At 62.5% G+C, this 23,181-nt stretch carries 16 protein-coding genes; 5 read left to right on the top strand and 11 right to left on the bottom strand.

Annotated features, from left to right (window positions below; genetic code table 11):
- Positions 1-241 precede the first annotated feature (241 nt).
- From D0550_RS31135 to D0550_RS31125, 3 genes are all read right to left on the bottom strand, one after another.
- The gene (locus D0550_RS31135; protein ID WP_161966168.1) at positions 242-3,322 is read right to left on the bottom strand and encodes a TonB-dependent receptor plug domain-containing protein; all 3,081 of its coding nucleotides are present in this window, start codon (positions 3,320-3,322) and stop codon (positions 242-244) included.
- Between the two features lie 151 nt (positions 3,323-3,473).
- Positions 3,474-4,484 (bottom strand): FecR family protein, encoded by a 1,011-nt coding sequence (locus D0550_RS31130; protein WP_116813082.1) that lies wholly within the window; start codon positions 4,482-4,484, stop codon positions 3,474-3,476.
- On the bottom strand, positions 4,481-5,086 hold the full coding sequence (locus tag D0550_RS31125; protein ID WP_116813081.1) for an RNA polymerase sigma factor: 606 nt from the start codon (positions 5,084-5,086) through the stop codon (positions 4,481-4,483). Before D0550_RS31125 ends, D0550_RS31130 begins: the two co-directional genes overlap by 4 nt.
- A 142-nt stretch (positions 5,087-5,228) precedes the next feature.
- Here D0550_RS31125 and D0550_RS31120 point away from each other — a divergent pair, with 142 nt between their 5' ends.
- Positions 5,229-6,257, top strand: coding sequence for a threonine aldolase family protein (locus tag D0550_RS31120; RefSeq protein ID WP_206606650.1), 1,029 nt, complete (start codon positions 5,229-5,231; stop codon positions 6,255-6,257).
- A 71-nt stretch (positions 6,258-6,328) separates the two neighbouring features.
- On the opposite strand, the gene D0550_RS31115 is transcribed toward D0550_RS31120, so the two are convergent.
- The 3 genes from D0550_RS31115 to D0550_RS31105 all read right to left on the bottom strand — a co-directional run bounded on the left by D0550_RS31115 (position 6,329) and on the right by D0550_RS31105 (position 10,942).
- Positions 6,329-8,965 carry an FG-GAP repeat domain-containing protein gene (locus D0550_RS31115; protein WP_116813080.1) on the bottom strand — a complete coding sequence of 879 codons (2,637 nt, stop codon included), beginning with the start codon at positions 8,963-8,965 and terminating at the stop codon, positions 6,329-6,331.
- Positions 8,966-9,097: 132 nt separating this feature from the next.
- The gene (locus D0550_RS31110) at positions 9,098-10,132 is read right to left on the bottom strand and encodes a zinc-dependent alcohol dehydrogenase family protein (RefSeq protein ID WP_116813079.1); all 1,035 of its coding nucleotides are present in this window, start codon (positions 10,130-10,132) and stop codon (positions 9,098-9,100) included.
- A 147-nt stretch (positions 10,133-10,279) separates the two neighbouring features.
- Positions 10,280-10,942 carry a GNAT family N-acetyltransferase gene (locus D0550_RS31105; RefSeq protein WP_206606649.1) on the bottom strand — a complete coding sequence of 221 codons (663 nt, stop codon included), beginning with the start codon at positions 10,940-10,942 and terminating at the stop codon, positions 10,280-10,282.
- On the opposite strand from D0550_RS31105, the gene D0550_RS31100 reads away from it, so the two are divergent.
- The 4 genes from D0550_RS31100 (at position 10,941) to D0550_RS31085 (ending at position 14,716) form a co-directional block, all read left to right on the top strand.
- On the top strand, positions 10,941-11,363 hold the full coding sequence (locus D0550_RS31100) for a (R)-mandelonitrile lyase (protein ID WP_116813077.1): 423 nt from the start codon (positions 10,941-10,943) through the stop codon (positions 11,361-11,363). The two genes, D0550_RS31105 and D0550_RS31100, sit on opposite strands and share 2 nt — an antisense overlap.
- Before the next feature lie 184 nt (positions 11,364-11,547).
- The gene (locus tag D0550_RS31095) at positions 11,548-12,618 is read left to right on the top strand and encodes a GGDEF domain-containing protein (protein ID WP_161966167.1); all 1,071 of its coding nucleotides are present in this window, start codon (positions 11,548-11,550) and stop codon (positions 12,616-12,618) included.
- 405 nt (positions 12,619-13,023) lie between these two features.
- A complete protein-coding gene (locus D0550_RS31090) occupies positions 13,024-14,094 on the top strand; it encodes a class I SAM-dependent methyltransferase (RefSeq protein WP_116813075.1) in 1,071 nt (356 codons plus the stop codon).
- Positions 14,095-14,134: 40 nt separating this feature from the next.
- On the top strand, positions 14,135-14,716 hold the full coding sequence (locus tag D0550_RS31085) for a YceI family protein (protein WP_161966166.1): 582 nt from the start codon (positions 14,135-14,137) through the stop codon (positions 14,714-14,716).
- Between the two features lie 16 nt (positions 14,717-14,732).
- On the opposite strand, the gene D0550_RS31080 is transcribed toward D0550_RS31085, so the two are convergent.
- The 5 genes from D0550_RS31080 to D0550_RS31060 all read right to left on the bottom strand — a co-directional run bounded on the left by D0550_RS31080 (position 14,733) and on the right by D0550_RS31060 (position 23,111).
- Complete coding sequence (locus tag D0550_RS31080; RefSeq protein ID WP_116813073.1) at positions 14,733-16,520, bottom strand: acyl-CoA dehydrogenase C-terminal domain-containing protein; 1,788 nt, start codon at positions 16,518-16,520, stop codon at positions 14,733-14,735.
- The gene (locus D0550_RS31075; RefSeq protein WP_241520979.1) at positions 16,507-17,067 is read right to left on the bottom strand and encodes a TetR/AcrR family transcriptional regulator; all 561 of its coding nucleotides are present in this window, start codon (positions 17,065-17,067) and stop codon (positions 16,507-16,509) included. The genes D0550_RS31080 and D0550_RS31075 overlap by 14 nt, the downstream gene beginning before the upstream one ends.
- Positions 17,068-17,291: 224 nt before the next feature.
- Positions 17,292-20,219, bottom strand: a complete 2,928-nt coding sequence (locus D0550_RS31070) for an FAD-binding and (Fe-S)-binding domain-containing protein (protein WP_206606648.1) — start codon at positions 20,217-20,219, stop codon at positions 17,292-17,294.
- Positions 20,204-21,304: an enolase C-terminal domain-like protein gene (locus D0550_RS31065; RefSeq protein ID WP_116813072.1), complete on the bottom strand. Its 1,101-nt coding sequence runs from the start codon at positions 21,302-21,304 to the stop codon at positions 20,204-20,206. Before D0550_RS31065 ends, D0550_RS31070 begins: the two co-directional genes overlap by 16 nt.
- Positions 21,305-21,317: 13 nt before the next feature.
- Positions 21,318-23,111 (bottom strand): thiamine pyrophosphate-requiring protein, encoded by a 1,794-nt coding sequence (locus D0550_RS31060; protein ID WP_116813091.1) that lies wholly within the window; start codon positions 23,109-23,111, stop codon positions 21,318-21,320.
- Positions 23,112-23,181: the final 70 nt, after the last annotated feature.

Below are 23,181 nucleotides of genomic sequence, written 5' to 3'. Positions count from 1 at the left end.
TCCTTTTCCAGCTTTACGCCAACGACACCCCGAGCCTCTTACCATACGAGCGGACATCGATTCCCCCTGCCACGCCGCGCGCCCGAAGACACCCGTTCGAGTCGTTGCTCGACGGGGCATTTCGGGTCTGTGCAGACGCTAGGCTTGTTTCGTTCACTTCAGTTTCGTGCTCATGCCCGGGGTCAAAGACCGGGGGCTCGCACTTACTACGTTCGAGGGAACGATTTCGGAAACACCACGATCACCATTGCAGGCGAACGCCGGCGCGATAGGCGCGCCCGAGGGTATCGTAAAGAAGCGGATTGACACCGGGATCGACGAAGCTCGCGCCGGTGATACCGCCCGCCGGCGGCGGATCGCGATCGGTGAGATTGTCGACCTTGAAGAACAGCTCGAAGTTGCGCAGGCCGCGATTGCGCAGTCGATAGGTCAGCGACAGATCCGCATAGGTCGCCCCGGGTACGTGATTGCTGTTGATGGTGCGATTCACGACGCTCGGCGCCGGACATGCGGAGGTGCATTCGATATACGCGTTCTCCAGCTTGCCGCTGCTGACCCCGTGGCCAATGAGGCTGATGGCATAGTCGCCGTTGTCGTAGCTCGCCATGCCAAGCCAGCGCCAGTTCGCCGCCGAGCCGCTGTTGTCTCCAGCAAGCTCGGTGACCGTGATGCCATCGTCGATGCGTCGTTCGATGACATGCGTGGCAAGCGCACGCAACGTGAGATTACCGCTCCACAGCGGGCGGCGATAACTCGCTTCGATGTCCACGCCCTCAGCGCTCTCTGCAAGCAGATTGACCGGTTGCACCGTGATCTGCGTGACCGCCCCGCTCTCGTTGCGCACGATGGCTGAGCACAGTGCAGTGTTGCCAGCGAAGCAGCTATCGATGACGGCCTGCTGCTGGATGGTGGCGATGGCCTTGTCGACATCGATGCGGTAGTAGTCCATCGACATGCTCAGTCCCGGCACGAACGTCGGCTGATACACGACGCCGAAGCCCAAGGTATCGGCTTCCTCTGGATCCAGATTTGGATTGCCGACCATGGGCCGAAGGATCAGCGCGGTGACGTTGCCGCGAAACGGATCGCTGACTTGCTGAGTATTGACCTGGCCCGCGAGGAACAGATCGTTCAAGTTCGGCGCGCGGATATCGCGAGAGCGGGTGCCTCGAAACGTCAGATTGCGAACCGGCGAATACGTGGCGCCGAGCTTCCACGTCATCACCTCGCCCGAAGAACTGTAATCCGTCCAGCGAACGGCGCCGTTCAGATCCAGCGCATACGCCCAAGACTTCTTGTTCACGATGGGAGCGACGCTTTCCAGGAAGCCTTCGATCACGTCGTAGGAGCCGCGCGTCGCTTTGAAGTTACCTACGAAGTAGCCACTCGCTTGCGCGATCGGATCGGCGTGCGACACCACCGACTCCTTTCGATACTCGATGCCGCTCGCCACCGACACCGGGCCGGCCCAGGTGGCGAACGGTTCGCCCTGCACGCTGGCCGCTACCACGTCCTGCTGCAACGTTTGATCGAGCCGCGCGGTGCCGAGCACATAGTCCACGGCCTGCCGCGAGTTCACTCCGTAACCGAGCACGTTGTAAGGCACACAGCCATTGTCTGGATTCGTCAGCGTGGAGCGGCAGACGATCCTGCCGTTCGCATCGCGCACCGAATCGATCGCCTCGCGATATCTTGCGACCACCGTCGAAGTGACATCGTTGGAGATCTTGCTCGTGCCCCGCTGCGCATAGGCATCCCAGCGCCAGCTCGAACCAAACGCTGGCAATTTGCCATTGATGCCCGCGACGAAACGTGCAACGTCCCGTTGCGAATAACCGTGGATGTTGCCGAGGTCTTCGTTGGAAGAGCCCACGGTAAGGGTATCGAGCCCGAGGCGCTGCATCTCCTCACGCACGGTTTCGGGCAGGAATGCGTTGTCGCGCTGAATGGTGATGTTGCCGAGATAGTAGTTCCAGCAACACTGGTTGTCGGTCTGGGAATGCGCGTAGGAAGCGATCGCGAACACTTGCAGATCGTCGGTGAGCTGCCAACTGCCGCGCGCAAAGAAAGTTTGCCGCTTCACGGCCGCTTCGAGATCTGGCGAGCGCGATCGATCCGAGATCCGCCAGTCGCCGCCCGACATGAGCGGCGCCGAATCGATGGGCCCGTACTGAAACTGGCGCACCGCTCCACCTTGCGTGAACTCGGTGCCACGCAGTGGACCGCTCGTCACCAACGCACCGGGCGCCGATTCGTTCATCGCCGTCTCCGGCAGCCATAGCAGCTCAGGTTGCCCGTTGCCGCTCGTGTAATTCGGGTTGTTGATTATTTTCCAGCCTCGGTACCAGGAGCGTGGGACGCCGCGCACGCCGTCCGCGTCGCTGAAGCCGCTGCTGAACAACAGATGGCCGCGCTTGCCCGCAAACGGCAAGCCAGCGGTGAACGACACCTGATACTTATCCCCATCGCCGCGGTCGGTCATGCCGACCATGGCGTTCGCCTTGAAGCCCGTGAAGTCCTTGTCGAGCAAGAAATTCACCACACCGGTCATCGCATCCGAGCCATAGGCAGCCGAGGCACCGCCGGTCACCACCTCGACGCGCTCGATCAAACCGTCGGGCAGTTGATTGATATCGACGACACCGGTCAGCGCAGTCGGTGTGAGCCGCACACCATCCATCAGCACGAGCGTGCGATTCGCGCCCATGCTGCGCAGGTCGAGCGTGTTCGTGCCGGCTTGCCCACCGCTCACACCGGAGTTTCCGGAGCGTGGTGTCGCGCTACCCGCGAGGGCCGGAACGAAATTGACCGCGTCGGCGACATTGCTTGCGGCCAATACTTTCAGCGTTTCGTTGCTGACGACCGCCGTCGGCGTCGGGGCTTCGTAGCCATCGCGAATCACGCGCGTCGCCGTGACGATGACCGCTTCGAGCACGTCGTCCTCGTCCATCCAGTTCGAACGCTCGACAGTCTTTGCTTCGGCAGCCGGCCCGGCCTCGGCAGCGCGCACCGGCAGTTTCGGATGAATCGATATGATGTCCTGGCTCACGACCGTGTAGCGCAGGCTGGTGCCTTTCAGCAGGGTCTCGATCGCATCGACGATACGACGGCGGCCGCGCACTTCAGACGCAAAGCTCTTGGCCACTTCCTCACCGGAGGAGATCACCTGCAAATGCGCCTGGTCCGAGAATTCGATCAACGCGGTGGCGAGTGGCTGAGCGGAAATCTGGAACACGGCTTCGCGCGAGCCGACATCCTCGATCGCTTGTGCAGTGGAGACAATGAGCAGGCTCACCAGCACGAAGCCAAGCCGCAGCCGCATGACGCAGCGTGCGGGCCCGTCCGCGCCGAATCGCACCATCACTCATCCCCCAACTCAGCATCACATCCGTCCACTCAGCGTGGCTCGGAGCTCTTGTAGTAGTGGGGATATATACTTTCGAAACGCTGCGGATGGAAGCGGATAAGCACGCTCAGCCACTCGGAACCAATTCGATCGCGTCGCCTCGCTCCTGAACCTGGAGTGGAAATACGCTCTCGAGCGCCTTGAGCGCATCGCCGATGCGCGAGCTGAACACCGTGCCGGTGAAAGGCATGGCGCTCAAGCGTGCATCGCTGATGACGATGCGTTTGTTGTGATATCGGCTCAGATCCTCGGCGACACTGCCCAGTGGCTCGTGCATGTACTTGAGCACACCGTTGCGCCAGGAAGCCACGTCCGTCGGGCTGATCTCCGCGATTGTGACCATCCGCGAGCCGCTGTTGTAAACGGCCTGTTGACCGGCCACTAGCGGCGTTCGCGCACTCTGCGACGTGATGGCGGCATCGTTGCCGGACTCATCGTCGCTGTCGAGCTGCACGCGGCCCTCGCTGACTGCGATCACGACACGATCGCTGTTGCGCCTGACATTGAATGCGGTACCGACAGCGGTCACTTTCATGCCGCCGGCAGCCACCAGAAACGGTCGGCCGGGATCCTTCGCCACCAGAAAGTAAGCCTCGCCAACGTCCACGCTGATGAGGCGCTGGCTGGCGGTGTAGCGCGTCGTGATGCGCGAGTCCGCGCCAAGCTCCACTCGAGAGCCATCGGGCAGCACGCTGCTGCCGGTGCCAGCGATGGGCGTCGCATAACTCTGCAACAGCTCATCGCGATCGCTACGCAGGAATGCGAATGAGCCAATGCCGACGGCGATCAGCACGCTAGCCGCAAGTGCAAATCCGGCGTATCGATTCGTTCGGCGCGCCACTCGCGGCGGGGTCGACGCAGGCTCCGGCAGCGGCACTTTGGGAGCGGATGGATTGGCTGCGTGCCACACCAATTGCGCCGAGTGAAATTCCTGCAGGTTCCTCGGATCCTCCTCGCACCATTGCAGCCACGCGTCCGCGAGCGCCTCGTCGCAAGGCGCGTCGAGCAAACGGACCAGCCAGTCGGCGGCGGCCGCCATCCGGTCGAGGTCTGCACTTGTGGGGGTCGAACCTGTCATCGCTTCAGGCGCTCTAGCGCCTCCTCTCTGCTTGCGCCTCGCAGACGCAGCTGGCAATACATCAACGCGCGAGTCAGGTGGTGCCGGACCATCCTCTCGGTCACTTTGAGCTCGATCGCGATTTCGGCCACGCTCATCCCCTGCACCCGGTGCAGGTAGAACGCGCGCTGCGCCGACGGCGTCAATTCTTCCAGACACCGATTCACAAAACCAAGTTCCTCGGCGGCCACGGTGCGACGCTCGGGGTCGTCCCGAACCGTCAGCTCCTCGAACAGCTCGGCCTCGACCGCAGCGGCCGAGCGGTGCCGGACATTGCGTTGTCGCAGCCGATCCACCGCGAGGTTCGAAGCGATGCGGAACAGGTACGCACGCAGCAGGCTGGCAGCACCGGGCCGATCCAGCTGCAGCAGCCGCACGTACGACTCCTGCGCAACCTCCTTCGCGTCCTGCACCGACTTCAACTGCAGCGTCAACAGGCTGACGAGCGCTTGGTTGTGCTCGCGAAACAGGCGCTGCACGAGTTCCGCCCGAGTGGCGCTATCGGCGTCGTCACTCGGGGACTCAGGCACGAACGTGGGCTCGGGAACGTAGTCCGGTGGCATCGTAACCTTCTGGCTCGCTGGCCATGCCTATATACGTTCGAGGCCGGCCAGACGGAAACAGGATCATGCCCTCGAGGCACCCCGCAGACCAAACCAGCTACACTCCCCACCTCCGCCATCGATGCCCACCGCCGGAAATCCCATGTCCGCACAGATGATTGACGTACGCAGCGACACGGTCACTCGACCCACGCCCGCCATGCTCGAAGCGATGCTACGAGCCGATGTCGGTGACGACGTCTACGGCGAAGACGAGACCGTCAACGCCCTACAGAGCGCGGCTGCAAAACTGTTCGGCCATGAAGCCGCCCTGTTCTGCCCGACCGGCACGATGACCAACCAGATCGGGCTCAAGGTGCACCTGCGGCCCGGCGACGAGGTCATTTGCCATGCGCTCGCGCACGTCTATCTATATGAAGGCGGCGGGATCGCGGCCAACTGTGGTGCCTCGGTGCGCCTGCTTCACGGCCAGAACGGTCGATTCACGGCAGCCGACGTGCGCGCCAACATCAACAATCGCGATGACGCGCACTTGCCCTGGACGCGGGTCGTGTCCATCGAGAATACCGTCAACAAAGGTGGCGGCAGCTGCTGGGACCTGCAGGAGATCGAGCGCATCCGGGCGGTCTGTGACGAACACGATCTGGCGCTCCACCTGGATGGCGCACGGCTGTTCAACGCCTTGGTGGCGCGCAATGAATCGCCGCGCGACTACGGGCGCCTGTTCGACACGATCTCGATCTGCCTTTCCAAGGGGCTCGGCGCGCCGGCAGGCTCCCTGCTCATCGGATCGAAGAAGCTGATCGCCCAAGCCCATCGCTACCGCAAGCTGATGGGCGGCGGTATGCGCCAGTCGGGCTACATTGCGGCAGCCGGCTTGTATGCGCTCGAGAACAACGTGAGCCGACTTCAGCAGGACCATGCTCGCGCCAAGCGACTGGAAGCGGAGCTTCGCACCCTTCCCTATGTGGAGTCGGTGCTCCCCGTCGAAACCAATATCGTCATCTTCAACCTGAGCGCGTCGCTGCAACCCGACGTGTTCCTGCAGCGACTGGGACACCAGCAGGTGCGCGCACTGAGCATGGGGCAGCAACTGATTCGCTTCGTGTTCCACTTGAACATCGACGACACTCATACGGACGCGCTGATCGCGGCGCTGCGCTCGATCTGATCCAACGCGAAGTACACCCGGAGCTCGCCGCCACCAGCACGGCGAGCGTCGATGAGCGCATCACGTTGCCATCAAGGTGCGACGCCAAGCGCGACTGCGAGCACCTTTCGATACCGTTGCTCGGTGATGTATGCGAAGTCCAAGCGGCCGTCGCCATTGAAATCGGCGACGGTTTCCGGAAACGCCGGGCCGGACTCACCTGTAGTCGGCCGTAGATCCGGAGCGAATGACGAGAAGGAGCCGTTGCCGTTGTTGTACGCGACGGTGAGGCCAACCGCGCCGATGCCGATGACTATGTCGCTCCTGCCGTCATTGTTGAGATCGCCGACGCGCAGCCTGGTCAGAATTTGTCCCGCATCCAGCGCGGTCGGTGCCGCGTAGGTGCCATTGGCCTGGCGCAGGAAGATCTGCACCTGCGGATTGGAGCTGCTGAGGATGGGGACATTCGCCGTGACGATGTCGGAGCGGCCGTCGCCGTTCACATCGCCAATCCCGATCGGCCCTGCATGGCGCTGGCTCATCGTCGCTTGAAACGGCAACGCGACCGGCGCGCCTGGCAATGCATTCTGCACGCCATAGAGCGCAAACACGTTCGGCGCGGAGCCGTTCGAGCGTTCGCTGATCGCCACGTCGGCCACCCCGTCGCCGTCCAGATCGCTGACGGCGAATTGCGCTTGCGCGGAAGTGCCGGTAGCGACGGCCGTGCCCGCTTGCAATTGCCCGCCGCTGGATTGCAGGAAGTAGATCAACCCGCCGCTACAGCCGAGCGTCACGACATCGAGGCGGTGGTCGCCATTCAAATCCCCGATCGCCAATTGCGAGTCGCTCGAACTGCAACCGCCGGAGATGAGCTGCGGCGTGCCGAACACACCCACGGTGGTTTGCGGGATCACGACGATGCCGTCGCTGTGACGTAGCACGATGTCCGGGATGCCATCGGCAGTCACATCGGCAATCGCGGCGGTGTTCATCTGCTGGACCGGGATCGTGACCGGAGCGCTGAGCAGGCCGCTGGCGTTGTTATAAAACACCTGGACCTTGGCACCGTCCGCAGCCGAGGACGTCAACACCAGATCCACGAAGCCGTCGCCGTTGAGGTCGCCGCTGGTCAGTCCCGTCGCAAGCTCGCCAGCCGCGCCGATGTAGCCGACGCCGGCAGGAGCGAATGGCATCTGCGTACCGTACGCGACCCACTTCACGTCGCGAATGCGCCTGTCGGACATCGACGGTCCACCCACGCTCCATTCGAACTGATACACGCCCGGCCGCGAGAACGACGCCGTTGCGGATTGTCCGGTCTGCATGATCTGCGGGGCATTGCCGTAAGGCCCGGATCCACTCAGCACCAATTGCGGCGCCGGATCGTCGAAGCTCGTGTATTGCCTCCGGCCTAGATCGATCCAGAGCGAGTCGGAGTTACTGACCTCGTCGGCGGTGAGCTGCGACTTTACCGCCGCAAACAGCGTGCTGTGATTGGGATCGGCCGTCAGTGCGATCACGTCGCGAGCGGTGTGCACGCCGTCGCTGACTTCCAATTGCAGAACATAGCGCCCCGGCAGATCCATGGTGATTTGTGGCTGCGTTGCCGCTGCGGCATCCAGCTCGGCGTTGCTACCGGGCGGGCGGAACAACAGCTGCCACTGCGAGGCCACGAACGCGTTCTGCCGATGCGAGCTGAAACGTGAATCCAGCGTCACCGTCGTGCCGGGCAGATCGGTCAGACTGGAACCGCCGTCAGCGAGCGGCGCGTCTTGCGCCTGGCGCGTGGTTTGTTCCTCGAAATCGTCATCCCAGCTCAAGCGCACGCTGTAGTTGGGCTGCGTGGCGTTGGCGCCGACGAACTCAAGTGCGACGCTGGTCGGGGTGAGCGGTTCGAGCCGTAGATAACGACCGGCGAGCCCGACGCCCCGCAAGGCGCCGCCGTGATGGGGATACTCCTCGTCATAACGGAAATGCCACGGCGCTTCGGACTGAACGTCCAGATAGCCATGGCGTGAGTCGTAAGCCCGCGCCGAACCGCTGAGCGCCAGATACACGCCGCCGCTGATTCCCGTACGAGTGAGATTGACGTCCTGCGCATAGAAAGAAACGTTCAGCGTGTTGTCCCGGATGTGCAACGAGCCGGTAACCGCCTTGTCAACGGTGCCGCCAGTATCGCTACGGGTGATGGCGCCGCTGTAAGCGATGTCGACGCCGGGCTCTTGCACCCGGAAGTCCGCAAAACTCATCCGATACCGCGCGATCTGACCGTTAGTGGGGCTGGGTAACTGCAACGTTTCAAGCAGCTGACGACCACTGACGGTAGCGGCGCCCTCGCGATAGCCAGTGTAAGTGGCAAGCACCCATCCGGTGCCATCGGCTCGGCCCCGGCCAGTAAGTTGCAACGTGCCACCGCCGGGACCCGCCTCGGTTCTATTGACCGTCTCGCCGGCGCCCAGGGGCAAGCCGACGATCTCGTCGGCAGCCGCCATCGATATTTCAAACGCGGCGCGCGCGGCTTCGGCAAGTGCGCCGGCATTGGCAGTGTTCAGATCCGCCGCTCCAGCGGCGCCTTGATAATTGATGGCAGGCAGGGCGTCCGGCGTTTCGGGAACGAACGTGGACCCGTTTGGCGGACCATTGCCACCGCCGCCGCCACCCCCGCCACCACCTCCGCCACAAGCCGTAAGGCCGAAGGCGAGCGCCACCCACCACCAGTTTTTAGACATCCGCACTTTATTCCCTGTCGGCCGCGTGCCGCGAGAATGTAACCTAAAGTGTTAGATGCTCCTACCGAAATTGGACAAAGCGTCCTTCCACAATGGGGCACGCGCTTTTCCATGAGAGCTCGCACCGCGGACTCAGGGCCGAATCATCACCTTGATCGATTTGCGATCGTCCATTTCACGGTAGCCGTTCGGCACACCGTCGAGATCCACGACCCGGTCGAACACTTTACCCGGCTGGATGTGTCCTTCCAGAATGTCTGGCAGCAGTTCCTCGATGAAGGCACGCACCGGCGCCGGCCCGCCACCGATCGTGACATTCCGATAGAACGCCGACTGTGATGCCGGCATCGCCTCATCCTGCGGCACGCCAACTCTGCCGACGGCGCCGCCCGGCCGCGTAATCTCGATCGCCGTCGCCATCGCATCCCCATTACCAACACATTCCAATACACCGTGAGCGCCTTGCCCATGAGTGAGCTGACGCACGTGGTCGACTGCCTCGTCGCCACGTTCGCTGACAACATCAGTTGCACCGAACTCGCGCGCCAGTGCAATCCGGTCGGGATGACGGCCCAGAATGATGATGCGCTCGGCACCAAGCCGCTTCGCCGCGATGACGCCACACAAACCCACGGCACCGTCTCCTACCACCGCCACATCCTTGCCCGGCCCCACTTTCGCGACGACGGCGGCGTGATGCCCCGTTCCCATCACATCCGACAGCGTCAACACCGAGGGCATGAGCGCATCCTCGATCTGCTGCGAGATGGTGAACAGCGTTCCGTCGGCGTTGGGAATGCGAATGGCTTCGGCCTGCGCACCAGCCATGCCCCGGTTCCCGAAGAACGCGACATGGACGCACGACGTGTACAAGCCTTCCCTGCAAAACGGGCAGGTGCCATCCGAGCACGCGAACGGCATGATGACCGTGTCGCCGCGCTTCACTGTCCGCACACCGGCGCCAACGTCTTCCACGACACCAATGGCTTCGTGCCCCATGGATTGGCCCCGCTCCGATCGTTCCATGCCGCGATACGGCCACAGGTCACTGCCGCAGATGCAGGCCCGCGTAACACGTACGACAGCGTCGGTCGGTTCGGCCAGGGTGGCGTCGGGAACGTTCTCGATGCGAACGTCGCCGGCTGCATGCATGATCGTTGCGCGCATGATGTTGCCCTCTCGAGTTGCCCGGATGGAGCACGGACGAATGCCTGCGATTAACGCAGCGGACGCGAAAGAGTTACGGATCGGCGTCGCAAAGTGACTGGTCCGTCCTTCCCCGACGGCAGGCTACCGACGCAAGCGATGTGAACTTTACGAAATCAGCGGCTTGCTCAGAAACAATGCGCCGCCTGCCTCGGCCACGTGCACGTCCTGACTGAATCCTGCCGCCGCGTACAGCCCACGGGCCCGCGAATTGTTCTCCTGCACTTCGAGCGTCAGCTTGCAACAGCCCAGTTCATTCGCCTCCCGCTCTATTGCCTCCATGAGCTCGCGCCCGATTCCGTAACCCCTGGCAGCGGGATCGACGTAGAAATCAGAGATGTTCAGCAATGGGCGCGCGGCAAACGTCGAGAAGCCGCGAAAGCAGATCGCAATCCCAACTCCGCGTTCTGCGCGCATGGCCAGTAACACGACTGTTCCCGGATGGGCCCGCAAACCGGAAATCAGGTGCGTGCGCGCGAACGCGGAGAGTGGCTGCCCGGCGCCCATGCGGTCCTGAGCGTAGGCATCCAGTAACTCCAGCGTCCACGTGGCATGAAGATCCTGGTCAAGGTCGGCTTTGAGAATGCGCAGAGCAGCGGACATATCACGACCGGCGTTGGGAAGTTGCAGGAATGATAAGACGAGAGCGCGACGACGGACACCCTCCCGGGAGTTGGATGTCATCCTCGGCAGCGGCTGATTATTTGCCGCCGCTGCGTAACTTTCACATCCATCGGCGGTTACGACATTTACCTCCCGGGAGTCACTCATGCAGATCCATCGAAGCGGCAGCCGGCCATCCGCCAAGGGACCCGCCCAGTACTTTTCGGGCACTGTGCGCATCGATCCACTATTCGAGGCACCTGCCCCGGCGCGTGTCACCAGCGTCAGCGTCACATTCGAGCCAGGCGCGCGTACTGCGTGGCACACACACCCGCTCGGTCAAACGCTGATCGTCACGTCCGGCTTGGGTCTGACTCAATGTGAGGGCGACAGCCCGGTGGAGATCCGGCCGGGGGATGTGATCTGGTGTCCGCCCAACAACCGGCATTGGCATGGCGCCGCGCCGAACACTTCGATGACTCATATCGCGATCGTCGAAGCCCTCGACGGCAAGACGGTCGACTGGATGGAGCAAGTCACCGATGAGCACTACCAGGCGGCAGCTCGAAGCGCACAGCAGCGGCAATGAGAACAGCGCATCGAGCGCGCGGCTAGCCGCGATCTGCTCGCCGTTGCCGAATTTGCCTTGTCAACGGGCGGCCATGGCCGCAAACTTGCGCCCGGCGAGCGCGTCCGGCGCGATTCGCCGGCCTCAGGAGGTCGAGGCCATACCATTAAGAGCAGTCCGGGCAAACCGGCGTTTCATATTTCAGATGCGTTACACCGAATCGAAGGAAAAGAGCGCAGAAATTCTGCGCCTCACGCTGCCGTTGATGGCTCAGCATCGCGCTGCGTACCACCCGCAGACCTATACCATCTGGTATGAGCACACCTCCGGCATCAATCCTCGCTTGAGCAACGAGCTGGAGCAGCGCCTGGCCAGAAATGAGTCGCTGAGCGATGACGATATCTGGCGTCTGCACGCGAACTTCGTCATCGCCCGTGACGCCGAAGCGCTCGAGCGCATGCACCAGCGCTTGCATACATTGCTATCGGATACCGCGACCGCCGCCTGCAGCGCGGGCCTCGAGGCGACCCAATTCAATCAGACATTGCAGATCCATAAGAGCCAGCTGACGCAGCCGCTGGCCATGGATCTGATTACCGACATCGTCGCCGAGCTCATCACCGATACCGAGCGCATGCGGGTCGTGACGCAGGAGCTGTCCGAGCAGCTGGAGCGCTCTACCCAGGAAGTGCATCAATTGAGCGAACAGCTGAAGCACGCCGAGCATCAGGCGAAGCTGGATCCGCTGACCGGCATGCTCAATCGCCGCGGGCTGGAGCAGCGCATCCAATCCTTCGTGCAGGATGCCGAATCGCTGCAGGGCGGCGTCATGCTGCTGGCGGATATCGATCACTTCAAGATGCTGAACGACACCTATGGCCATCTGCTCGGTGACAAAGTCATCCGCTCGGTGGCCCAGGTCATCAGCGAAAGCATCAAAGGCCGCGACATCGCGGCCCGCATCGGCGGCGAAGAATTTGCCGTGTTTTTGCCTGATACCAGCATCGAAGGTGCCACGATCCTGGCAAAGCGGATCAGCGCAGCCACCGCATCCCGCACGATCCGCCGCGCCGGCACGGATCGCAGCATCGATCGCGTGACCATCTCGGTGGGCGTCGCCGCCAGTACCGCAACCGATACATTGGAAACCTTGCTCGACCGCGCCGACAAAGCCATGTACGCGGGCAAGCAAGCTGGCCGTAACCGTGTCACGTTGTACGAGCCTTCGCTTGGCGCACTGCGCGCTCAAGCCGAGAGCCCGTACCCGCCCGCCTGACCAGCAACCTTGCAAGGATTTGCAAGGTTCACCGAGCGCGCATGTCACATGCTGCCGAAGATTTCGTCGTCGCCATCTAATATTTCGTAATCGAACTCGGCGGCTCGTTACATCGAACGTACGAAACGCACCCGACTCACTGCTCTCCTCGTCGCGCCACGCGAAGAATTCGAACCCGCGTCCATCCCCGACCACTCGGCCGTGCAGAGGAGGTATGGCTGACGTATCGGCACGGCTCCTGCCAGTGAGCCCGGTACCGGCGCCTGAGGTCAAACGCCGAGCCCCGCCGTGCCCGATTTCCCGGCGACGGGTCGCAGATCAGGCAATCGAGCATTGGTTCAGGGCTTTGCCGGCGCGGTTCGTGGATAATCGCGGACCGCCAGATCACGCGCATGGGTAAGCAAAATGACCGGACGACCGGGTCGCGACGAAAAGCCCCTCTATGAAGCCATCATCGACGCCCAGAAGCTCGCCTTCGCGCCGCTGTCCTTTCATGCCGCGCTGGCCTTGAGGGATCTCGGCATCCTGGCCGCGCTGGCTGAATCCAGGCAGGAGGGTCTGACCGCCGCCCGTATCGCGCAGATTGCGCGTGTGCCGCTCTATGGCGTCAAGGTGCTGCTCGAATCCGGCGTGGTCTCGGAATTGATCGCGATCGAGGGCGACCGGTTCTATCTGCGCCAGCTCGGGCTACTGATCCTCCGGGACCACATGACTCGGGTCAACATGGATTTCACGGCGGACGTTTGCTATCGAGGGATCGCCCACCTGAAGGAGACCGTCACCACCGGCAAGCCGATGGGACTGGTTGAGTTCGGACCGTGGAAGACGATCTATGAAGGTCTCACGCAGCTGCCCCAGGATGTGCAACGAAGCTGGCTCGCGTTCGATCACTACTACTCGGATCACATGTTCCCGAGCGCGCTGCCGCTGGTGTTCGCCGACCGGCCCAAGCGGCTGCTCGATGTCGGCGCCAATACCGGAAAATTCGCCCTTTCCTGCCTCGAGCACGACTCAGAGGTGACGGTCAGCCTGCTCGATCATCCGGGCCAGCTGGAGCTGGCCCGTCAAGCGATCACGGCCAAAGGTCACGCCGCGCGGGCGAGCTTCCATCCCATCGACTTCCTGGACGCCGCCGTCGAGTTCCCAGGCAATCAGGACGCCATCTGGATGAGTCAGTTCCTGGACTGTTTCGGCGAAGACGAGATCGTGTCCATTCTCGAGCGCGCACGACGCGCCCTGGCGCCGCACGGCCGGCTCTACATCGTCGAAACGTACTGGGACAATCAGGAGCATGCCGCCGCACGCTTCGTGCTCACGATGACGTCGCTGTATTTCGCGTGTCTCGCCAACGGCAACAGCAAGATGTACCTCTCGGATGACATGCGCACCTGCGTGCAGCGCGCCGGGTTCCGCATCGAGCGGGAGCTGGAACGTTTCTCGGCGAGCCATACGATGTTCGTATGCCGCCCGGCTTGACGAGGCGCGCACAATCTCATCATCGAACCGGGGGTGCAGAATGAAGCTACGCAATGTCCTGCTTTCGTCGCTACTCATCGCGGCAGCGGCCGCGCACGCCGAGACCAAAACCTATACGGTCGACCCGCGCCACACGTTTCCGATGTTCGAAGTCAGCCACTACGGCCTCTCAACGCAACGCGGGCGCTTCACCGCCGTGAGAGGCACGATCACGCTGGATACGCAGGCCAGAAGCGGCACCATCGACATCACCATCGATGCGAAATCCATCGACATGGGCTTCGCGGAATGGAACGAGCAGATGCAGGCCGAAGGCTTCTTCGATACCGCGCGTCACCCGGAGATTTCTTATCGTTCGAACAAGCTGGAGTTCTCAGGCGGCCGACCGGTACGCGCCCAGGGCACGCTCACCCTGCTGGGAGTCTCGCATCCGCTCACGCTCGAGATCGACAGCTTTCACTGTGACAAGAACCGGGTCAGCGGCAAACCGACCTGTGGCGCGGATGCCAGAACCGAGTTGCAACGCTCCCAATTCGGCATGACCCGATCGCTGCCCGGCATCGGCGACGATATCACCCTCGTCATCGCCATCGAGGCAGTCGAACAGGAGCCGGCCGGCTAGCGCACGCGCCGGCCGCTCAGACCTCCAACCCGAAACTCGCCTCCGGCATGCCGGTCAGCGATTCGCTGCCGTTGCCGATGCTCGCGGCGTGGGCGTGGATTCTCGGCAGCAGCTTGTCGAAATAGAACTGTGCCGTCTGAATCTTTGCGCGGTAGAAGGCTTCCTCGGTCGTGCCGTCAGCAAGCTTCGAGCTTGCGGCTTGCGCCGACAATGCAAACATATAGCCGACGCTCACATAACCCGCCAGCAGCAGATAATCGACCGCCGCCGCGCCGACGAACGCCGGATCGGATGCGCTGCGCTCGGCAGCCAGCTCGGTCAGCTCCAGCCAGATCTTCACCGCTGCGACGAGCCTGGCCGTCATCGCGGTCAGCTCCGCGCCGTTGGCCTGGCGACAGAACGCCAGGATTTCAGCGCTGAATTCGGTCAGCGCCTGACGCTGCGGCCCGAGCAGTTTGCGTCCCAGCAGATCCATGCCCTGAATGCCGGTAGTGCCTTCATAGATGCGCGTGATCCGCACATCCCGAACGCGCTGCTCCAGTCCCCACTCCTTCATATAACCGTGCCCGCCAAGAATCTGGATGCCCAGATCCGTCGCTTCGCTCGCCCACTCGGACAATGCTCCCTTGGCAATCGGCGTGAGCACTGCAAGTCGTTGCTCGGCCAGGGCGCGCTGTTCAACGTCGCCGCCGTCCGCCAGATCGACCCACTTCGCACAGTACAACACCAATGCTCGACCACCCTCGGCGATGGCCTTCTGCGTGAGCAACATGCGGCGGATATCCGGATGCACGATCAAAGCCGAAGGTCCGCCGCTCGACGATGCGTGCGGCGATCGACCGGCCAGACGTTCCCGCGCGTACGCCAACGCAGATTGAAATGCGCCTTCGGCGTGCGCCTGCGCTTGCTGAGCGGTGCCAAGCCGCGATTTGTTGATGAACACGAACATTGCGTTCAAGCCGCGTTCCGGCTCGCCGACCAGCCAGCCGCGTGCGCCTTCGAACGCCATCACGCACGTCGCGCTCGCCCGCAACCCCATCTTGTGCTCGATCGACAGACAGCGCAGCGAATTGGCGCTGCCCCGCGCCGCCTGATCGTCAACCTTCGGCACCGCGAACAAAGAAATGCCTCGCGTGCCCGGCGCGGCATCGGGCAATCTCGCCAACACCAGGTGCACGATGTTGTCCGAAAAGTCCTGCTCGCCGGAGCTGATGAAGATCTTCGTGCCGCTGATGCTGTAACTGCCGTCGCCACGTGGCTCCGCTCGCGTGCGCACCTGGCTGAGATCCGAGCCGCAATGAGGCTCGGTGAGACACATCGTGCCCATCCATTCGCCGCTCACCAGTTTCGGCACGAAGCGCTCGATCAACTGCGCATCGGCGAAACTCACCAGCGTCTTGATCGCGCCATCGTTCAACAGCCCATACATGCACCACGAATGATTGGCCGCCTGCATGAACTCCGACATTGCCAGCTTGAGCGAGTACGGCGCGGCCTCGCCGCCTTGCTCCTCGGGATTCGCGAGTCTCGGCCAACCACCGTCGACGTACTGCTTATATGCATCCGCAAAGCCTCGCGGCGAGCGCACCTTGCCATTCTCGAAGTGCGCGCCCTCCTCGTCGCCGCTGCGATTCAATGGAGCGAGGACTTCCTCGGCGAACTGCCCAACCGCCTCCAGGATCGAATCGACATCGTCCATACTCACGCCGGCGCCTGTCGGCAACGACGCGTAGTGAGATGAGAATCCGAGCACTTCCTGCATGCAAAAGCGCACGTCGCGAATCGGGGCTTTATAGCTGTGCATTACGGCTCCGGATAGCAAGGGATTGCTGGACGATGTCATGCAACCGTTCGTGCAGACTGTCGATGGGAATGGTCGGCGTCACGAGCCACCGGTACAGCAATCCATCGAGCGCCGCGCAGAACAACTCAGCGGCGAGGTTTGCATCGATCGATTTGTCGATGTCGCCGTGCGCCTGGCCGGCCTCGATCCACACTTGCACGTGACGATGCTGGGCACGATGCACCTTGGCGACGTTCGCTCGATATTCGGCGCTCGGATCGATGCTCGCGTAGCGCAGCAGATACATCGCACGAATGTCATCCGGCTCGTCACGAATGAATCCATGCAACGCTTCGATCGCTTGTCGAAGAGCGGCCACACCGATGTTGTCGCCGACTGAGCTTTTCACGCGGGCGATCCACTCGGCCGCCACAGTGTCGTGCACGTAAGCAAACAATCCCGCTTTCGTTCCGAATCGATGGGTCACCAAACCGCGTGAGTAACCGGCGTGCTGGCCGATGGCCGCGAGCGTCGTGCCGGCGAGACCACGTTCATTGAGCAGACTCACTGCCGCGTCTTTGAGCAGGCGATCGGAAAGCGCAGTGCGGTCTTCTTGCCGCCGCCGGGGTGAGCTTGCTGGAGCTGTCATGGGCGTCATTTACTTGCTGGCAACAAGCAACTTAGGGCGCCACGCCGCCCTCGTCAACTCCTCAGCCTCGCCAACAGAGGTATGTCGTTGATTTTAGGTACTTATTTCGGAAGCGACGAGCTATCGCCGTCGGCCGATTGCGCTCATAGATAAGGAGCCTCCCGGCCCAATCCCTGCGCCATCACTTCAGCCAGGTGCAGCGCTCGCCTGCCCGTCGTCTGTGCAATCTGCTCGCGGCAACTGTAGCCGTCCGCAACGATCAGCGTATCCGCAGCGGCCTCGCGCACCGCGGGCAACAAGACTCGCTCGCCTACCCGCATGGAGACTTCGTACTTGCTCTTGTCGAATCCGAAGGAGCCCGCCATGCCGCAGCAGCCCGAATCCAGCACGTTCACATCCATGCCGGTCCGCTTCAGCACCTCGATCTCCGAGTCCATCTTCAGCACCGCCTTGTGGATGCAGTGGCCGTGCAGGAGCGCCTTGTGTGCCACATGCGGCGGCGAATAGTCGGGAACGTCGTGCATCAGAAACTCGGACAGCAGTTGTGTCTGCTTCGCCAGCCGGTTGGCCTGCTCGTTGTGCGGCATCAGGTTCAGCAACTCGTCGCGAAACACTGCGGCGCAGGCTGGCTCCAGCACGATGAGCGGCGTGCCTGCTTCGATGTCGGCACGCAGAGCATGCATCACGTTCTCCAGATAACGAACTGCTGTGTCGAGCATGCCGAACTCGTACAAGGGGCGCCCGCAGCACAGATGTCCCGCTGGAACATGCACCTCGCAGCCGGCACGCTCCAACACGAACACTGCAGCTGCGAGCGTTTCCGGATGCCAGTAGTTGTTGAACGTGTCGGCCCACAGCAGCACGCGCCGTCCGTTCGTTCCGTTAGCTCGTCGTCTAAATGCATGGTCGAAGGTCTCGTGGGCGAATGTCGGAAGCGTGCGTTGCGAGGCAACGCCGGTAAATGCCTTCGCCGCTGCGGCGAACGGCTCTCGCGTGAGCAGAAAATTCACCATGCGCGGTGCCCCAGCCGCCAGCTTCGCCCAACGGTCGATATACCCAAACGCGTACGCCTGGCGTGGCCGTAACTTTCCCTTGTAGTAGTGCGACAGAAATTCCGCGCGCAGGGTTGCCATGTCCACGTGTACCGGACACTCGCTCTTGCAGCCCTTGCAGGACAGGCAGAGATCGAGCGCCTCCTTGACGCTCTCATCCCGCCACTGATCGCGCAGAACATTCCCCTGCAAGGCCTCGAACAACAGTCGTGCGCGTCCTCGCGTGGAGTACCGCTCTTCGCGCGTGGCCATATAGCTGGGGCACATGGTTCCGATGTCATGCTTGCGGCAGTCGCCGACACCAACGCAGCGAAGCAGAGCGCGCGAGAACCTGCCGGTGTCGTCCGGGAACATGAAAGTGGTTTTGGGCTCGATCGGCCGATACCCGGCGCCGAGGCGCAGGTTGTCGGAGAGCCTGAAAGCATCGATGACCTTGCCGGGATTCATCTTGCCGTGCGGATCCCAGAGTGCCTTGAAGTCACGGAACGCCTGCATGATGGTGCTGCCAAACATGATGGGCAGCAGTTCGGCCTTGGACTGACCATCGCCATGCTCGCCGGAAATCGACCCGCCGAAGCTCGCCACTAGCATGGCCGCCTCGTGCGCAAACTGGCGATACTTGCGGATGCCCGACTCCGTGGTGAGGTCGAAATCGATCCGCGTGTGCACGCAGCCTTGTCCGAAGTGGCCGTACAGATCGCCCTCATACTGATATTTGCCGAGCAGCTCGCGAAACCGACGCAGGTAATCGCCGAGTTGGGCAGGCGGAACCGAGGCGTCCTCCCAGCCTTCCCAGGTGATGGGCTTGTCCGGCACGTGTGCGGTGGCGCCGAGTCCCGCTTCGCGGACTTTCCAGACCAAATGTTCCTGTTCGGGATCGTCGAACAGTTTCATCGACGGGGCATCGCGCTTCGTCGCCAGCGCTCGCATGGCATCGCGCGCCTTTGCTTCCGATTCCTGGATCGTCGCGCCGCCGAACTCGACGAGCAACCAACCGCCGCCGTTCGGCAGCAGCTGCACCTCCTGCGGATGCAGGTGCACAGCCTTCATATCCTCGATGAGTTTCTGATCGATGCCCTCCAGTCCGATGGGCGCGAACTTCATGATCTCGTCGATGTGATCCGCGGCGGCATACACGTCCGGATAACCCAACACGAGCAGAGAGCGCGCCTGCGGGCTGTCGAGCAGGCGTGCTTTCGCTCGGAGCACGACGACGCAAGTGCCTTCCGAGCCGACCAGCGAGCGCGCGATGTTGAAGCCGTTTTCGGGCAGCAGCGGCGGCAAGTTGTAGCCGGATACGCGGCGAGGAATTTCCGGGAAGCGCCGGCGAATCTCCTCCCCGTAGCGATCGACCAGCGCCGCCAGACCGGTATGGATCTGCGCCGTTCGAGCCTGCTGCGCGGCTGTGAGACCCGCGCCCTCTCCATCATGGGCCCCGAAGTGCATGCGTACGCCATCGTAGGTCAGCACGTCGAGCGCAAGAATGTTCTCAGAGGTTTCGCCCCCCATGACGGAGTGCACACCGCACGAGTTGTTACCGATCATGCCGCCGAGTGTGTTGTGGCTGTGGGTCGAGGGATCGGGCGCGAAGGTCAGATGGTGCTGCTCGGCCGCGGTGCGCAGATCGTCGAGGACCACACCCGGCTCGACCCACGCCGTCTTGCCCGCAACGTCGATCTCCTGAATGCGATTGAGATATTTGGAGAAATCGATGACGACCGCGACATTGCAACATTGCCCGCACAGGCTCGTGCCGCCGCCGCGACTCAAAATTGGCACACCGAATTCTCGACACAGCGCCACTGTCGCGAGCACATCGTCGACTGAGCGTGGAATCACGACGCCGATCGGCACCTGCCGATAATTCGAGGCGTCGGTCGCGTACAGGGCACGGCTGCCATCGTCGAAACGCACCTCGCCGGAGATCGCTTGACGCAGCTTCACATCGAGGCCGCGAACATCGAACGCCGGCTGCAACGGTGCAGTGCTCGGCAAGTGCTCATTCAGATGCGATAACACTCCGCATCCTCCTTCTTCAGCTCGATGCCTAGCCCCAGGCGCGATAGATCCGCCGCAAGCACGCCATCAGACGGAACGCAGGCACCATCGAACAGCATCCGCTCGATGCGGACGTGATCGAAGAAATATTCCAGGTTGATTGCCGGCCCCGCCGAGCACGTCGCTGCGACGTGCAGCGACGGTGCGCAATGACTCGATAGCGGCACGTGAAATGCCTCGCACAACGCAGCCGCTGCGAGAAATCCAGTCAATCCGAAACAGCGAGTTGCATCCGCCTGCAGCACATCCACGGCTTGTGCTTGCAGCATTCGGCGGAAGTAACCGGGCGTGTAGCCGTACTCACCTGCACTGATATTCATTCCGGCTGGCGCGCGGTCGCGTAGCAGCCGCAACCCTTCCAGATCGTCCGAGCTCACCGGCTCCTCGAACCAGCTGACATTCGAGTCCGCAAAGCCTTGCGCCAGTAATAGCGCCTGCTTGCGCGTGTACGCTCCATTCGCATCGACGAACAGCGCCACGTCGTCGCCAATTGCACGCCGGGCCGCGGCCACGCGAGCGCGATCACGCTGAGGTTCGCGACCGACTTTCATCTTGACGGCTCGAATTCCCTCTCGCGCCCAACCTGACAGCTGCTCCTGCAGTTGCTGGTCGGTATAAGACGTGAAACCTCCGCTGCCGTAGATGCATATCGACTCGTGCGCAGCCCCGAGCAACGTCACCAATGGCACGCCCATGAACTTCGACTTCCAGTCCCACAGCGCGTTGTCGACGGCTGAGATCGCCATTGCCGAGATGCCCGCCGCGCCAAGATTTCTGACGTTGTCACGCATGTCGCGCCATCGAGCAGCGATGGCGAGCGCGTCGCAGCCCACCAATAATTTCTCGAAGCGCTCATGCACCAGCCTGGCGGTCGCCTCGTCGGCATAGGAATACCCGCCGCCGCACAGCCCTGCGGCCTGGATTTCTACGAACACGAGTGTGGTGCTATCCCAGGCCAGCGTGCCGTCCGACTCCGGCGTCGCCGTCGGCACGCGATAGGCCGACACGACGACTGCCTCGATCGGTACCTCATTGATGTCGCGCATGGGGCTCGACCGGCTAGGTGCCCTTGCCGGGGAACAACGCCGCCCAGCTCTCTTTCATGGTCGACTTGATGATGGCCAGCGAATCGGGATCCCGATGCAGCAACGCCTTCAGATAATTGCGCACGTTCTTCATCGACACGTGCGGCGGCAACGGCGGCACATTGGGATCAGTAATCATCTCCAGCACCACGGGACGATCGGCCGCGAACGCCTCTGCCCAGGCACCGGCCACCGCTTCCGCTCGATCAACGCGTATGCCGATCAAGCCCAGCAATGCCGCGTACTCGGCGTAGTCGAAGCGGGGTACGTCCTGCGATTCGGTGTACTTCGGATCGCCTTCCATCACCCGCTGTTCCCAAGTCACCTGATTCAAGTCGCCGTTGTTCAGCACCATGACGACCAGATGCGGATTCGGCCAGTCGCGCCACAGCCGCGAAATCGTGACCAGACCGTTGATGCCGTTCATCAGCATGGCGCCATCGCCAACGGTCGCGACTACTGTGCGGTCGGGATGCGCCAGCTTGGCGGCAATCGCGTACGGCACACCCGGCCCCATCGTCGCGAGGCCGCCGGACAACGACGCCATCATGCCGCGGCGTAACTTCACATCACGCGCATACCAATCGGCGGAAGAGCCCGAATCGGCCGTGAGGATCGCCTCGTTGGGCAGCTGCGCGGACAGTTCCCAGAAAACACGCTGCGGGTTGATGGGGTTGGCTGCGTTCATCGCGCGCTTCTCCAGCACGCGCCACCAGCGCTCGACGTTCTGCTCGATCCCTTGCTGCCAGCCTCGATCCTCCTTGCGCTCGATCAGGGGCAGCAAGGCGCGCAATGTTTCTTTGCTGTCGCCGAGCAGATTCAGTTCCATTGGATACCGCAGACTCAGCATGCGACCGTCGATGTCGATCTGCACGCCGCGCGCATGCCCTTCCGCCGGCAGGAATTCCGAGTAGGGAAACGCGGAGCCCACCATCAACAGCGTGTCGCATTCATTCATCATGTCCCAGCTCGGCGCGGTGCCTAGCAAGCCAATGGACCCCGTGACGAACGGCAGATCGTCGGGAACCGCAGCCTTGCCCAGCAGTGCTTTGGCGATGCCCGCGCCGGTCAGCTCTGCGACTTCGATGAGCTCTTGCGTGGCATGCAGCGCGCCTGCGCCCGCGAGAATCGCCACCTTCTTACCGGCGTTGAGAATCTCCGCTGCACGTTTTAGATCGTCTGCCGGCGGCACGATTCGACGCCCCGGTCTGCCGACGCCCGAATGGATGGTGCCATGCTCGCGCGGCGGCGTTTCGACCGCGTCGAGATCCTGCAGATCGTTCGGGATGATGAGGCATGTGACAGTGCGCTGGTCGTAAGCGATGCGCACAGCGCGATCGACCAGGTGCCGAACCTGCTCCGGAACGATCGCCGTGTGCACGTATTCACCGGCGACATCCTTGAACAGCGACCCGAGATCCACTTCCTGCTGATAGTTGCCGCCCAACGCTGCGCGTGCCTGCTGACCGACGATCGCGAGCACCGGCTGATGATCGAGCTTCGCATCGTACAAGCCGTTCAGCAGATGTATCGCGCCCGGGCCTGAAGTTGCGAGGCACACGCCCAGCTCGTGAGCGAACTTCGCGTGTCCGCACGCCATGAAAGCTGCGAGCTCCTCGTGTCGCGTTTGTATGTACTCGATCTTGCCGGGCGCGCGCCCGAGTGCGCCCATGATCCCGTTGATGCCGTCGCCGGGGTACCCGAAGATCCTGCGGACGCCCCACTGGTGTAGCCGCTCTATCAGAAAATCGCTGACTGTGTCGGCCATGTGCAGCTCCGACGTCGTGACATGCGCTGTCGCATGCCATGGCAACGCGTCGTTGCGACCAATGTTTCGT

Source organism: Steroidobacter cummioxidans, from assembly GCF_003104955.1.
The sequence above is the reverse complement of the archived record's forward strand: the minus strand, read 5'-3'. Positions and strand labels throughout refer to the sequence as shown.